The sequence below is a fragment of the Geothrix fermentans DSM 14018 genome, from assembly GCF_000428885.1.
In the GTDB taxonomy this organism is placed as follows: domain Bacteria; phylum Acidobacteriota; class Holophagae; order Holophagales; family Holophagaceae; genus Geothrix; species Geothrix fermentans.
Map to the genome: position 1 here is coordinate 1 of NZ_AUAU01000016.1, position 13,337 is coordinate 13,337.

The window sequence follows — 13,337 nt, forward strand, 5'->3', positions numbered from 1 at the left end:
TTTCCCATTACGCCAGCCAGGGCGTCCGGGTTCAGCGCATCCTCACCGACAACGGCATGTGCTACCACTCGAAGCTGGTCCAAGCTGTCTGCGAGGCCCAAGACATCCGGCACAGCTTCACCCGGCCTTACCGCCCTCAGACCAACGGCAAGGCCGAACGGTTCATCCAGACAGCCCTTCGCGAGTGGGCCTACCGCCTGGCCTACCAATCCTCAGAACAGCGGAGCCAAGCCCTCAAAGCCTGGCTCCACCACTACAATCACCACAGGTCCCACTCAGCCCTCGGCGGTCTCGCCCCCGCTCAAAAGCTGAACAACGTCCTTGGCCGCGACAGCTAGCGCTTCAGGATGAGCAGCGTCAGGTCGTCCGCCAGCGGGCGCCCCTGGGTGAAGGCCATCACATCCCCGAGGATGGAGGCCTGCAGGTCCTCGGAGGGGCCCGCCAGCAGCGCTTCCAGGCGCGCCTCCCCGTAGAACGCGCCGTCGGGCGCCTGGGCCTCGGACAGGCCGTCCGTGTAGAACACCAGGCCATCACCCGGTTCCAGCACCCCTTCGCTGGCCTCCAGCGCCGCCCTGAACTGGGTGGCGCTGAGGCCCACGCCCAGCCCGCGCGGATGGAGGCGCGACACCCGCCCGTCCGCGCGGCGCAAGAAGGCGGAAGGATGGCCCGCCCGCACGAACCGGTAGCGGCCCGTGCGCGGGTGGAAGGTGCCGTAGGCCAGGGTGAGGAAGAGGTGGCGGTCGTGGCCCTGGCACCAGATCGCGTTGAGGCGGTCGGCCACCTCGACGGGATCGAGGGCCTGCTTGTCCAGGGCGGACAGCACCCCTTTGGTCTCCGCGGCGTAGAAGGCCGCGCTGGTGCCCTTGCCGCTGACGTCCAGGATGAGGAAGGCCAGGCTCCCGTCCGCCAGGGGGAACAGGTCGTAGTAGTCTCCGGCCACCTCGCGGGCCGGCAGGATGGTGGCCCGCACCGAAGGCATCCGCAGGGCCTCCAGGTCCGGCAGCAGGCGCATCTGGACCTCGCGGGCCACGCGCAGCTCCTCCTCCATGCGCAGGCGTTCCTCCCGCTCGGCGGCGGCGGCCTGGAGGCGCCCGGCCATCTCGTTGAAGGCGGAGGAGAGCTGGGCCACCTGGTCGCGGCCCCGGGGCCGGATGCGGGCGGAGAAGTCCCCGTGGCTGAGGCGCGCCACCCCCTCGTGCAGGCCGTTCACGGCGCGGCCCAGGGACCAGGCCAGAACCAGCCCCAGGACCGCCGCCACGGCCTGGGCCATGAGCAGGCCCACCAGCGCCAGGGAGACCATCACGATGGCCTTCACGGTGCCCTCGGACAGCGCCTGCCGCTCGCCGGAGCGGAACCCGGCGAAGAGGGCGTACAGGTTGGTCTCCGGCGTGGCGGTCAGCACCATGGGCCGCCCCGTGGACCAGTCGAGGATGGGGAAGGCCAGGGGCGGCAAGTGGAAGGGCGCGAACAGGCCGGATCCCTGGAGCGCCTGGCCCCTGGCCCAGCTGGCGAGGGTCTCCCGCTGGCCCACGAGGACGGGTGCCTCCTTGTCCGTCCGCCGGCCGCCGGCCTTGATCGTGAGCGTCTCCTCCCCCTTGTGGCCCTCCTTCCGGGGGGTGAGCTGGAACACCACCTGGCCTCCCGCCAGCGCCTGGGCCCGGTCGCCCAGCACGCCCAGGTTCAGCGACAGGAGGCGGTAGCCGCCGGCCTCCTTGCGCACGGCCCGCAGGTAGGTGTCCTTCCGCCCGGCCCCGGCGCCCGCATCCCGGCTGTCCGCCCAGACCATGCCCAGGAAGGCGCCGTCCACCCCCCCGGGCAGCTCGCGGACGTGGTCGACCCAGGCCCCGTGGTAGGTGCGCAGGGCCTGGAGGGCCGCCGCATCCGTGGGTTCCCCGTTGGCGGTCCTCAGGGCCTCCTCCCAGGCCGCCAGCGTCTGCTGGGTGGAGCGGCTCACCTGGGCGCCGAGCCCCAGCCAGCTCAGGGACAGGAGCATCAGGGCCAGGGCCGCCACTGGGAGCACGGACATCAGGGCGAGGATCACCCACAGCCGCCGAGAGACCCGGAACAGGAGCCGGTCCCAGACCCAGCGCAGGGCGCGGCCGAGGAGGACCAGCCCGCCGACCCAGGCCAGGAAGGCCGCGCAGCCGGAGTCCACGGGCCTCAGGGCCAGGGGCAGGCCGAAGGCCAGCAGCACCCAGGGCCAGTGGCGGCGAAGCCGGAAGGCGGCCCAGCCGCGGCGGATCAGGTCTCCCAGGCGACGGAGCATGGCGCGCTCAGGCCATCAGCATGCCGCCGTTGACACTGAGCACCTGGCCCGTGATGTAACCGGCCTCCTCGCTGGCGAGGAAGGCCACGGCGGAGGAGATGTCGTCGGGCGTGCCCATGCGGCCCAGGGGGATCTGCTTGGTGAACTCGGTCTTCACGTCGTCGGGCAGGCCGGCGGTCATGGCCGTCTCGATGTAGCCCGGCGTCACGGCGTTCGCGGTGACATTGCGGCTGGCCAGCTCCCGCGCCACGGACTTGGTGAGGCCGATGAGGCCCGCCTTGGCCGCCACGTAGTTCGCCTGGCCCGGGTTGCCCATCTGGCCCACCACGGAGGCGATGTTGATGATGCGGCCCCAACGCTGCTTCATCATGGGCTTGGTGGCGGCCTGGATGGCCGCCCAGGCGCCCTTGAGGTTGGTGTCGATCACCGCGTCCCAGTCCTCCTCCTTCATCTGGATGAGGAGCTTGTCGCGGGTGATGCCGGCGTTGTTCACCAGGATGTGGATGGCGCCGTGGCGCTCCACGGTGGTCGCCACGGCGGCCTTCACGGACGCGGTGTCCGAGAGGTCCGCCACCACCACGTCCGACTTCCCGCCGGCCTCCGTGATGGCGTCCGCCACCTCCTGGAGCTTCCTCAGCGTGCGGGCCGCGCAAACCACCGTGGCGCCCTGGGCGGCGAGCCGCTTGGCGATGGCTTCGCCGATGCCCTGGCTGGCGCCGGTGACGAGGGCGACCTTGCCCTGAAGGCTGAACATGGGACCTCCGAACGGATGAGGGACCAGTCTAGCAAGGGCCCCGGGCGCGGCCCCGTCCGGCTATTTCAGGGCCTCCAGCCACCGGGCCAGCGGCGCCAGGTCCGCCAGGGGGGTGTCGTCGCCGTAGGCCGCGAGGGCGGAGGCCCCGTCCAGGCCGGTGCGGGGCCGTGTCTCGCGCTTGAAGAGGTGGTTCGCCTCGGGCACCTGGATGACGGTGCCATTGAACCCCGGCGGCACGGCCTCCGGCTGCCAGGTCTGCACGTCGCGGTCCCCCCACGCCACCGCGCAGGGCACCGGCAGGCGCTGGGCCAGGGCCCAGGGATCCAGATCCAGGGTGGCGCGGACGAAGCCCCGGCTCTCTGGCTGGGCCAGGGCCCGGGCCAGCTTGACGACGCCCGGGGCCACTTGGGCGCCGGCCTCCGGCAGGGGCTTGTCGTGGCGGATGGAGGCCTCGGCCGCCTCCAGGTAGGCGAGGTTGGCCTGGGCCACCTCCGCCGGGGCCCCGGCCGCGTCGAGCTGAGCCTTCACCTGGGCGAGGATCACGCGCCCCATGCTGAGTCCGGGCATGGCCAGCAGGAGGGCGGCATCGGCCTCCCCGGCGGCCAGGAGGGACAGCAGGGCGCCCTCGCTGTGGCCCACCAGCAGCAGCTTCTTCCCCTTCGCCTCGGGCAGGGCGCGGGCGGTGCGCATCGCCGCCTTGATATCGCCCACCTGGGCGTCCAGGGAGATGTCGAGCTTGGGGTCCTTCGACCCGATGAACCGCTTGTCGTAGCGCAGGGAGCCGATGCCCCGGCCCTGCAGCCAGGCCGCCAGGTCCCGTCCGCCGTGGCTGGGCACGGGGATCAGGGGATTGGACCACTCCCGGTCCGTGGGGCCCGATCCCGCCACCATGACCGCGAAGTACGGGTGCGCTCCGCCGGCCCGGACGCTGCCCTTCAGGGGGAAGGCGTTGAAGCCCGGGAAGGCGATGGCTCGGTCGGTCGCGGCCGCCTGGACGGCCGGCGCGGTGGCCGGCGCGGGAGCCTGGACCGGCACCGGCTGGGCGAGGGCCCCGAGGGCCGCGGCGGAAAGGCAAGGCCAGACTGGGTTCATGATCTCTCCGGGCGGCGTGGGCATCCCCCACCCAGGTAGATGTTGACAGGGCGGCAGCTCGTTCCCAGAATCACTGCTCTGGCAGTTATTGCTTAGGCACCAAACCAGGAATCCACCATGGACCACGAGCCGGCGGCGGAGCCGCTCTACACCCCCGAGAACTACAACCCGGAAGACAGCCTGGGCCGCCTGATCGCGGACGTCTCCCGGAGCATCCTGGCGGGCTTCGATGAGGAGCTGGCCACCCAGGGCATGGGCATCACCGGGGCCCAGTGGGTGATCCTCATGCGCATCGCCCGGGGCTGCGCCACCACCGCGGCGGAGCTCTGCCGCTTCGGCCACTGCGACACCGGCTCCATGACCCGCATGCTGGACCGCCTGGAGGAGAAGGGCCTGATCCGCCGGGTCCCCAGCAGCAGGGATCGCCGGATCACCCGCCTGGAGCTGACGGAGGCGGGCCAGGAGCTGCTGCCCCACCTGCCCCCGGTGGCCGTCAAGGTGCTGAACGCGCACCTCAAGGGCTTCTCGCGGACCGAGCTGGACCAGCTCAAGGGCTTCCTGAACCGCATCCGGGCCAACAGCGGGCTGCCCGCATGACCCGCCCGACACCGCACTCAAGATCCATGGAGGCTCTCATGTCCTGCACCAGCTCGCGGGCCCTCGGGGCGCTCGCCCTCGCCCTGGCGGGTGCAGGCGCGGCCGGGGCCCAGACATCCCCTGCCCCTGCTCCAGCCCAGGCGGTCCAGCCGGCCCCCGCTCCGGCGCACCAGCCGGCCCACACCGTTCGGCTCACCCTGGTCCAGGCGCTGAAGACCGCCCTCGACCAGAACCCCCGAGTGCAGCAGTCCCTGCTGACCATCGCCGAGAGCGGCGACGACCGCAGGGCCGCCGCGGCCGCCCTCATGCCCCAGGTGGCGGCCCAGGCCTTCGGCCAGCGCAACAAGTACAACCTCGACGCCCTGATGGGCCTGCCGCAGCCAGGCGGCCCCGAGCTGGTGGGCCCCTTCAACTGGGGCCAGGCGGGCGTGGAGGCCCAGGTCTCCCTCTTCGACCTCAGCCTCTGGAAGAAGTGGCGGGCTTCCCGCCATGCGGAGGACGCCGCCCGCGCCCAGGGCCGCGCCGTGCGCGAGGAGGTGGCCGCCCTGGTGGTGGGCCAGTACCTGCGGGCCCTCCGCGCCGCCGCGGCCGTGAAGGCCGGCGAATCCCGGGTGGAGCTGGCCGAGGCCCTGGCGAAGCTGGCGGAGAACCAGCAGAAGCAGGGCGTCAGCACCAAGCTCGACACCCTCCGCTCCCAGGTGCAGCTGCAGACCGAGCGCCAGCGCCTCATCCAGGCCCAGACCCAGCGCACCACCGCCCTGGCCGGCCTGGGCCGCCTGCTGGATCTCGCCCCCGGCACCCGCATCGAGCTGGCCGACACCCTCACGGCTCCAGTCCTGCCCGGCGGAGGCTTCGACGAGGCCTACCGCGCGGGCCTGGCCCAGCGCCCGGAGCTGGCGGCCCTCGACGCCCGGGAGCGGGCTGCGGCGAACCTGCGCCAGGCGGCCCAGGGCCTGCGCCTGCCCACCCTGGTCGCCTCCGGGACCCTGGGGTCCACCGGCCTCCAGTCCGAATCCTGGGCCCACACCTACCAGGTCTCGGTGGGCCTCCGGATCCCGCTCTTCACCGGCGGCCTCGTGTCCTCGCAGATCTCCCGCGCCCGCTCCGAGGAGAGCCGGGTCCAGGAGGCCCGCCGCGATGTGCGCGCCCAGGTGGGCTACGAGGTGCAGGTGGCGCAGGCCGAGCTGGACGCCGCCGCCCACGAGGTGGAGGTCTCGAACCTGGCCGCCACCCTGTCAGATGAGGCCCTCCTCCAGGCCCGGCACCGCTTCGAGGCCGGCGTGAGCAACAACATCGAAGTGATCAACGCTCAGGATGAGCTGGCCCGGGCCACCGACAACCAGATCAGCGCCCTCTACCGCCTGAACCAGGCCCGCGTGGACCTGGCCCGGGCCACCGGCCAGCTCGAACAGACCTTCGCCCGCTGATGGAGACTTCCATGACCCAAGACGCCTCCCCCGTTCAGGATTCCCCCAGCGGCGCGGCCGCCGCCGGCATCTCCAAGGCCATCCGCGCCCTCCTCATCGGCACGCCCCTCGCCCTCCTCCTCGGCGGGGGCATGTGGCTCTACTCCCGCAACCGCGTGAGCACGGACGACGCCCAAGTGGACGGCCACCTGGTGCCCGTCTCCTGCCGCGTCTACGGCACCGTGGAGAAGGTGCTGGTGGAGGACAACCAGGCCGTGAAGGCCGGCGATCCCCTGGTGGCCGTGGACCCCCGCGACATCCAGGCCCGCCTCGACCAGGCCAGGGCCGCGCTCGCCCAGGCCCGGGCCCAGGTCGCGGGCGCCCAGGCCGACCTGGAGCGCTCCCGCGTGGCCTTCCAGCAGGCCAGGGGCTCGGACCTGGAGACGGCCAAGGCCAACCTCGATTCCAAGAAGGCCAGCCTCGACAAGGCGAAGACCGATGTCCAGCGCATGAAGCCCTTGGCGGAGCGCGAGGAGATCTCCGCCCAGCAGTTCGACGGCATCCGCACCCAGGCCGAGGTGGCCGATGGCGACTGGCGCGCCGCCCAGCAGCGCATGGCCTCCCTCCAGCGCGAGGCGGACATCCGCAAGGTGGCCGTGGGCGCGGCCGAGGCCCGCCTGGCCTCCGCCCAGGCCCAGGTGGAGCAGGCCCGCGCCGCCCAGGAGGGCCTGGAGCTGCAGCTCGGCTACACCCGCATCCTGGCCCCTGTGGATGGCGTCGTCACGCGCCGCATCGTGGAGGCCGGCCAGACCATCCAGCCCGGCCAGGGCCTGCTCACCCTCATCCCCCTGCACCAGACCTGGGTGACGGCGAACTTCAAGGAGACTCAGCTCGCGAAGGTGAGGCCCGGCCAGGAGGCCGAGATCAAGGTGGACATGAACGGCGTGGTGCTGAAGGCCCGCGTGGACTCCATCGCCGGCTCCACAGGCTCGCGCATGAGCCTGCTCCCCCCCGAGAACGCCGTGGGCAACTTCGTGAAGGTGGTCCAGCGCATCCCCGTGAAGATCCACATCGACGAGGCCGACGCCCAGAAGGTCATCCTCCGCCCCGGCATGAACGTCGAGGCCACGGTGTTCGTGAAATGAAACCACACTCGCAGAGGATCGCGGAGGAGGCTGAGGGTCGCGGAGACTTTCCCCATGCTGCCGTCACCGAATCCATCATCGCCGCAGCCATCAAGGTCCAGAAGGCCTCGGGGCCTGGGCTTCTCGAATCGGCATACCAGGCCTGCCTGATCCACGAGCTCAAGAAGGGCGGGCACGCGGTCCCCAGCCAGGTGCCGCTGGACATCCAATACGATGACCTCCGCATCGAAGGGGCCTACCGCATGGACCTCCTGGTGGATGGCGTCGTGGTCGTGGAGCTGAAGACCGTGGATCACCTGCTGGATCTTCACCATGCCCAGGTCTTCAGCTACCTCAGGTTCTCAGGCAAGGAAGTGGGCCTTCTTCTCAATTTCTGGTCCTGGCCCCTGAAAGACGGCGGCATCAAACGAATCGTGAGAACCAGAACTTGATCTCCGCGATCCCAGCTTTCTCCTCACTTCTCTGCGAGTGTCGTTTTCTATGAACTCCCACCGCCGCATCAATCCCTGGGTCATCGCCCTCACGGTGATGATCGCGACCTTCATGGAGGTCCTGGACACCAGCGTGGCCAATGTGGCCCTGCCGCACATCGCGGGGAACCTGTCGGCGACGGTGGAGGAGACCACCTGGGTGCTGACCTCGTACCTGGTGGCGAACGCGGTGGTGCTGCCGCTGGGCGGCTACTTCTCCAGCCTCATGGGCCGCAAGCGGTTCTACCTCACCTGCGTGACCCTCTTCACCTTGGCCTCCTTCCTCTGCGGCATCGCGCCGTCGCTGGGCTGGCTCATCTTCTTCCGCATCCTCCAGGGCCTGGGCGGCGGCGGCCTCCAGCCCATCTCGCAGGCCATCCTGGTGGAGACCTTCCCCCACGAGAAGCGCGGCGCGGCCATGGCGGTCTACGGCATGGGCGTGGTGCTGGCCCCCATCATCGGCCCGGTGCTGGGCGGCTGGATCACGGACAACTTCAGCTGGCACTGGATCTTCCTCATCAACATCCCCGTGGGCTTCCTCTCCTTCACGCTCACCAGCGCGCTGGTGCAGGATCCACCCACCTTCCACCGCATCTCCCTGAAGGAGGGCGCCCGCCTCGACTACCTGGGCATCGGCGTCCTCACCCTGGGCCTGGCCTCGCTGGAGATCGTGCTGGACGAGGGCCAGCGCAAGGACTGGTTCAGCTCGGGCTTCATCGTCTTCTTCGCCATCGTCGCGGTGGTGGCCCTGCTCTTCGCCATCCTCTACGAGCTGAAGAAGGAACGGCCCATCGTGGACTTCCGCCTGATGAAGGACCGCACCTTCGCGGTGTCCATCCTCATGCTCTTCGTGCTGGGCTTCGTGCTCTACGGCAGCCTGGCCCTGCTCCCCATCTTCCTCCAGACGCTGCTGGGCTACACGGCCCTGCTGAGCGGCTGGGTGCTGAGCCCCGGCGGCCTGGCCATCCTGCTGATGATGCCGGTGGTGGCCATGCTCCTGAAGAAAGTGGACACGCGCTGGCTCATCGGCTTCGGCTTCTTCACCTGCGGCCTGGGCCTCATCCAGATGGCGGGCTTCAACCTGCAGGTGGACTACCAGACGGCCATGTGGTCGCGCGTGGTCCAGAGCCTGGGCCTCGCCTTCCTCTTCATTCCCATCAATGTCTCGGCCTTCCAGCACATTCCCCACGAGAAGACCGCCTACGCCACGGGCCTCATGAACCTGGTGCGCAACATCGGCGGCAGCACCGGCATCGCCCTGGCCACCACGATGCTGGCCCGCCGGGCCCAGGTCCACCAGGCCAACCTCATCGGCAACCTGTCGCCCGGGGAACCCGCCTACCAGGGCTTCCTGGACCGGGCCGCCCAGCTGGGCGTCCTCCGCGGCGGACTCTCCCCCGCGGACGCCGCCCACATGGCCCAGGGCGCGGCCTACGGCACCGTGGTGAAGCAGTCCACCATGATGGCCTTCTCCGACACCTTCTGGTTCATGGGCATCCTCTGCTTCTGCCTCTTCCCCATGCTCTTCTTCATGCGGCGGGGACGCGCCACGGGCGCCGTCCCCATGGAGTGAGCCCGCGGGTACCATGGGCTCCATGAGCCTGCGGAACCAGCCCACCTCCGAACGAGCCTTCGCCACTTTCGTGGTCCTGGCCCTGGCCGCCTTCCTGGCCGGGGGCCTGGCCTTCACCCTCCGCCGAGAGCGGGCGGTGAGCGCCCAGGCCCCGGCGGCCCGGCCCCACCTCCTGGCCGTGCTCGAAGGCGTCATGGCCCCCAATACGAGCCCGGCGGAGCTGGCGGTGTTCCGCACCTGGGTCCAGGGCGGGGCCACGCGGGAGGGCTTCGCCCCCGTGGAGGCCATCGTCGCCAACAACTGCGCCAGCTGCCACGGCGAGGGCGGCCAGTTCCCGCGGATCACCGGCTTCGAGGACCTGCGCCCCCTGGCGCTGGAGGAGACCTCCGAGGGCCTCTTCGACACCCTCGGCGCCCGGGGCCTGCACCTGGCGGCCTTCCCGCTGGTGTTCCTCCTGGCCGCGGTGGTCTACCTGCGGCGCTCGGCCTGGCCCGGGCGCAAGGCGCTCATGGGGGCCTGCGCCGTGGCCGTGCTCTTCGACGCCGGCCAGTGGTGGCTGCGCCAGGGCCATCCGGGCCACGCCTGGGCGGCCTGGACGGCTTCGGGGCTTCTGTCCGCCGCCTTCCTGGCCCTGGCCGTGGTGGTACTGGCGGACCTTTGGCGGGGCCCCGTCGAGGACAAAGCATAAAGATCACCACCAAGACACCAAGGCACCAAGAAAAACGAAGCTGTTCTTGGTGCCTTGGTGTCTTGGTGGTGAGGCCTTTTCCCAGTTCGAGGTGGACGGCCTACTGGGCCGCGGGCTCGTCCACGAAGTCGTCGTCCGAGAGGCCGCTGTCCGGGGGCAGCTTGGCCAGCTCGGCCTTGACGAGGGCCTGGTGCTCGACCTCCTCGTCGCGGAGTTCCTCGAAGAGGGCGCGGACCTTCGCATCCTTCAGGGCGGGGAGGGCCGCCACGAAGAAGGCCTGGGCCTTGACCTCGGAGGCCAGAGCCGCCTTCATGGCCTGGCGCGGGCTCATGAAGGCGCGGGCTTCGTCGAAGTCCGGTGCCTCCACGTCGAAGATCTGGGCCCGGGTGACCGTCCGGGGGGCATCGCCGAAGAGCTGGCCCCGGCGCTCGGCCAGCTCCTGGCCGTGCTTGGCCTCGTTCACCGCCATGAGGCGGAAGAACTTCGCTGCCTCCGGCGTGCGGTGCTGGTCCATCTGCGCCGCGAAATCCTCGTAGCGCTCCTTGGCCTCGTCCTCGATCAGGACGGCCAGATCAAGGGCGTCCTTGAGGGTCAGGCTGGCGAAATCGATCCGTGCGGCCATGGGGCCTCCCTCACTTCTTGATGAAGAGGTCCAGGATGCGCTCCTTGGGGAGGGCGCCCTGGGACAGCTGGACCTGGCGCTCGCGGATCAGGGCGTCGTAGGTCGGCGGCGGCTCGGGGTTCCGGTAGAACACGCCGAGGTGCATCTTCTCGCCGTAGTGCTGGGCCAGGTCCATGGCCGCCAGGCGGTCCGCGGGATCGTGGCCGAGCTCCTTCAGCGAGGCGCTGATGGCCTTGAGGCCCTTGATCTGCTGGGCCTCCTCGCCGTAGGTCACGCAGGGGGACTGGACGTTCACGAAGGCGAAGCCGGGGTAGCGGATGGCCTCCTCGATGATCGCGGCCATGCCCGCCAGGTCCGTGGGCGAGGCCTGGGCCACGAAGCCGGCGCCGTAGGCTAGCGTGTAGAGGAGCGGATTGACGGGGTTCTCGAGGCTCCCGTAAGGCGAGGTGCAGGTGGTGCGGCCCTTCTGGGAGGTGGGCGAGAGCTGGCCCTTGGTGAGGCCGTATATCTGGTTGTCCATCACGATGTACGTGATGTCGATGTTGCGCCGGATCAGGTGGGCGATGTGGCCGCCACCGATGGAGAAGCCGTCGCCGTCGCCGCCGGCCGCCAGCACCAGCAGGTCGGGGTTGGCCAGCTTGATGCCCTGGGCGATGGGGAGGGCGCGGCCGTGGACGGTGTTGAAGCCATAGGCCGTGGTGTAGCCGGGGATGCGGCTGGAGCAGCCGATGCCCGAGATGAAGGCCACTTCATGGGGCGGACGGCCGATGGCGGCCAGGGCGCGGTAGATGCCCTGCACCACGGAATAGTCGCCGCAGCCGGGGCACCAGATGGGCTTCAGGTCGCTCTTGTAGTCCTTCGCTTGGAATTCGCAGGTAGCGCTCATGGTCGACCTCACTCCTGGGGCTGCAGTTTGCCTTCGTGGCTGCGCTGCAGCTCCGAAAGCAGATGGTGGAGGGCCGCGACGATCTCGCCGGGCAGGAAGGGGTTCGCGCCGCTGCGGGCCAGGGACTGCAGGCCCTTGGGCAGGTCGAGGTGCATGCGCAGCACCTTGAAGGTCTGGGCCAGGTGGGACTGCTCGACCACGAGCCCCTTCTGCACGGAGGCGAAGAAATCGGTGTAGGTCTGCTCGGCCACGGGATAGAGCAGGTAGGGCACCATGAGCTTCACGTCCAGGCCCTCGGCCTGGGCCATCTGCAGCGCCTCGCGGCACACGCCGGCCACGCTGCCCCAGGCCACCAGGGCCAGCGGCGCGTCGGGGTTGCCGGTGATCTCGAAGAGGTCCTTGCGCTCCTTCAGCGGGTCCAGCTTCTTGATGCGCTTGTCGTTCATGCGCTGGTGGACGGAGCCGCTGTTCGTGGGCGCGCCGGACTCCACATGCTCGATGCCGGAGGCCAGGTAGGTGCCGCCCTGCATGCCGGGATGGCTGATGGGGCTGATGTGGCTCTCGGTCTGCTTGAACCGCTTGTAGTCCTGCAGGTCCGCGCCCGAGGGCTGGAGCCGGTTGAGGATCTTGAACTGGCTGGTGTCGATGGGATCCAGCGTCTCCTTGCGGGAGGCGATCTCCTGGTCAGAGAGGATGATCACCGGCGTCTGGTAGTACTCGGCGATGTTGAAGGCCTCGACGGTGGTGCGGAAGGTGTCGGCCACGGAGGTCGGTGCCAGCACGGGCCGGATCACGTCGCCGTGGGCGGAGAAGGCCGCGGCGAAGAGGTCGGACTGCTCCGTCTTGGTGGGCAGGCCCGTGGAGGGGCCGCCACGCTGCACGTCCACGATCACCAGCGGCAGCTCGGCGATGCTGGCCAGGCCCATCATCTCGGACTTCAGCGAGAGGCCGGGGCCGCTGGTGGCGGTCATGGCCTTCTTGCCGGCGAAGGAGGCACCCACGGCGGAGCCGATGCCCGCGATCTCGTCCTCGGCCTGCAGCACCGCGCCGCCGTACTTCCAGACGTGGTTCGTGAAGAACTGCATGATCTCGGTGGAGGGCGTGATGGGGTAGCCGCCGAAGAACTGGCAGCCGGCGAAGATCGCCGCGGCGGCGCACATGTCGTTGCCGTCGGTCAGGAGCTTCACCTTGCCCTTGCTGGCAGAGGGCACGACGGTCATGTCGGCCTTGAGGGGGTGCTCCTTGGCGAAGGTCACTCCGGCATCGAAGGCCTTCTGGTTGGCTTCGACGAGCTCCATGCTCTTCTTGGCCAGCTTCTTGGAGATGCCCTTCATCACCGCTTCGCCGCCGATGCCGAACCAGCCGGCGATGAGGCCCAGCACCACGGTGTTCTTGGCGCGCTCGGTGCCGGCGTGTTCCTTGGCCATGGCGGCGATGGGCACCGCGATCACCTGCAGCGGGGTCACGCCCACCAGGGGGATCTGATTCTCGGGCACGCCGGTGGCGGCCTCGTAGATTACCACGGTGGTACCGGCCACGGGCAGCTCGGCGCCGAACTTGAGGAAGTCCTCCCAGTTCAGGGCCACGGCCACATCGAGGTTGCCGCCGGGGTTCAGGACGTGGTCGGTGCTGATGCGGACGCGGCAGGAGGACTCGCCGCCGCGGATCTGCGACCCGAAGCTCTTGGTCATCACGCCGTGATAGCCCTCGGCCGAGGCCGCCTGGAGGAGGGAGTCACCGGCAGAGACGATGCCATCGCCTCCTGAACCGGCCATTCCGAAGACAAGATCCTTGCGCATGGGCACCTCGGGCTGAGGATGATGTAGGCAGGCCCCGGG

General features: G+C 70.0%; 13 protein-coding genes. 7 read left to right on the plus strand and 6 right to left on the minus strand.

Going from position 1 to position 13,337, the window contains the following annotated elements:
- A partial coding sequence (locus tag G398_RS0106520; protein ID WP_026852999.1) for an integrase core domain-containing protein occupies positions 1-338 on the plus strand: 338 nt, incomplete at its 5' end.
- On the opposite strand, the gene G398_RS0106525 is transcribed toward G398_RS0106520, so the two are convergent.
- Genes G398_RS0106525 through G398_RS16760 form a run of 3 tightly spaced genes read right to left on the minus strand, consistent with a single transcriptional unit; the run spans position 335 to position 4,112 of the window.
- On the minus strand, positions 335-2,266 hold the full coding sequence (locus G398_RS0106525; RefSeq protein WP_026853000.1) for a PP2C family protein-serine/threonine phosphatase: 1,932 nt from the start codon (positions 2,264-2,266) through the stop codon (positions 335-337). The two genes, G398_RS0106520 and G398_RS0106525, sit on opposite strands and share 4 nt — an antisense overlap.
- Positions 2,267-2,273: 7 nt before the next feature.
- On the minus strand, positions 2,274-3,020 hold the full coding sequence (gene fabG / locus G398_RS0106530) for a 3-oxoacyl-[acyl-carrier-protein] reductase (protein ID WP_026853001.1): 747 nt from the start codon (positions 3,018-3,020) through the stop codon (positions 2,274-2,276).
- A 60-nt stretch (positions 3,021-3,080) separates the two neighbouring features.
- Entirely contained in the window at positions 3,081-4,112 is a 1,032-nt protein-coding gene (locus G398_RS16760) for an alpha/beta hydrolase (protein WP_043484042.1), read from the minus strand.
- A 117-nt stretch (positions 4,113-4,229) separates the two neighbouring features.
- On the opposite strand from G398_RS16760, the gene G398_RS0106540 reads away from it, so the two are divergent.
- From G398_RS0106540 to G398_RS0106565, 6 genes are read left to right on the plus strand one after another with little or no spacing between them, the layout of a single operon-like run.
- Positions 4,230-4,709, plus strand: coding sequence for a MarR family winged helix-turn-helix transcriptional regulator (locus G398_RS0106540; protein ID WP_026853002.1), 480 nt, complete (start codon positions 4,230-4,232; stop codon positions 4,707-4,709).
- 38 nt (positions 4,710-4,747) lie between these two features.
- Complete coding sequence (locus tag G398_RS0106545; protein ID WP_026853003.1) at positions 4,748-6,136, plus strand: TolC family protein; 1,389 nt, start codon at positions 4,748-4,750, stop codon at positions 6,134-6,136.
- 11 nt (positions 6,137-6,147) lie between these two features.
- Entirely contained in the window at positions 6,148-7,260 is a 1,113-nt protein-coding gene (locus G398_RS0106550) for an HlyD family secretion protein (RefSeq protein WP_026853004.1), read from the plus strand.
- Entirely contained in the window at positions 7,257-7,691 is a 435-nt protein-coding gene (locus tag G398_RS16765; protein ID WP_084512125.1) for a GxxExxY protein, read from the plus strand. Before G398_RS0106550 ends, G398_RS16765 begins: the two co-directional genes overlap by 4 nt.
- A 49-nt stretch (positions 7,692-7,740) precedes the next feature.
- Positions 7,741-9,303 (plus strand): DHA2 family efflux MFS transporter permease subunit, encoded by a 1,563-nt coding sequence (locus tag G398_RS16770; protein ID WP_043484045.1) that lies wholly within the window; start codon positions 7,741-7,743, stop codon positions 9,301-9,303.
- Between the two features lie 22 nt (positions 9,304-9,325).
- The gene (locus tag G398_RS0106565) at positions 9,326-9,991 is read left to right on the plus strand and encodes a cytochrome c (protein WP_157492309.1); all 666 of its coding nucleotides are present in this window, start codon (positions 9,326-9,328) and stop codon (positions 9,989-9,991) included.
- A gap of 100 nt (positions 9,992-10,091) precedes the next feature.
- Here G398_RS0106565 and G398_RS0106570 read toward each other — a convergent pair whose 3' ends face one another.
- Genes G398_RS0106570 through G398_RS16775 form a run of 3 tightly spaced genes read right to left on the minus strand, consistent with a single transcriptional unit; the run spans position 10,092 to position 13,298 of the window.
- Positions 10,092-10,613 carry a ferritin-like domain-containing protein gene (locus tag G398_RS0106570; protein WP_026853006.1) on the minus strand — a complete coding sequence of 174 codons (522 nt, stop codon included), beginning with the start codon at positions 10,611-10,613 and terminating at the stop codon, positions 10,092-10,094.
- Between the two features lie 10 nt (positions 10,614-10,623).
- Complete coding sequence (locus tag G398_RS0106575; RefSeq protein WP_026853007.1) at positions 10,624-11,499, minus strand: 2-oxoacid:ferredoxin oxidoreductase subunit beta; 876 nt, start codon at positions 11,497-11,499, stop codon at positions 10,624-10,626.
- An 8-nt stretch (positions 11,500-11,507) separates the two neighbouring features.
- Positions 11,508-13,298, minus strand: coding sequence for a 2-oxoacid:acceptor oxidoreductase subunit alpha (locus tag G398_RS16775; RefSeq protein ID WP_052571604.1), 1,791 nt, complete (start codon positions 13,296-13,298; stop codon positions 11,508-11,510).
- Positions 13,299-13,337 lie beyond the last annotated feature (39 nt).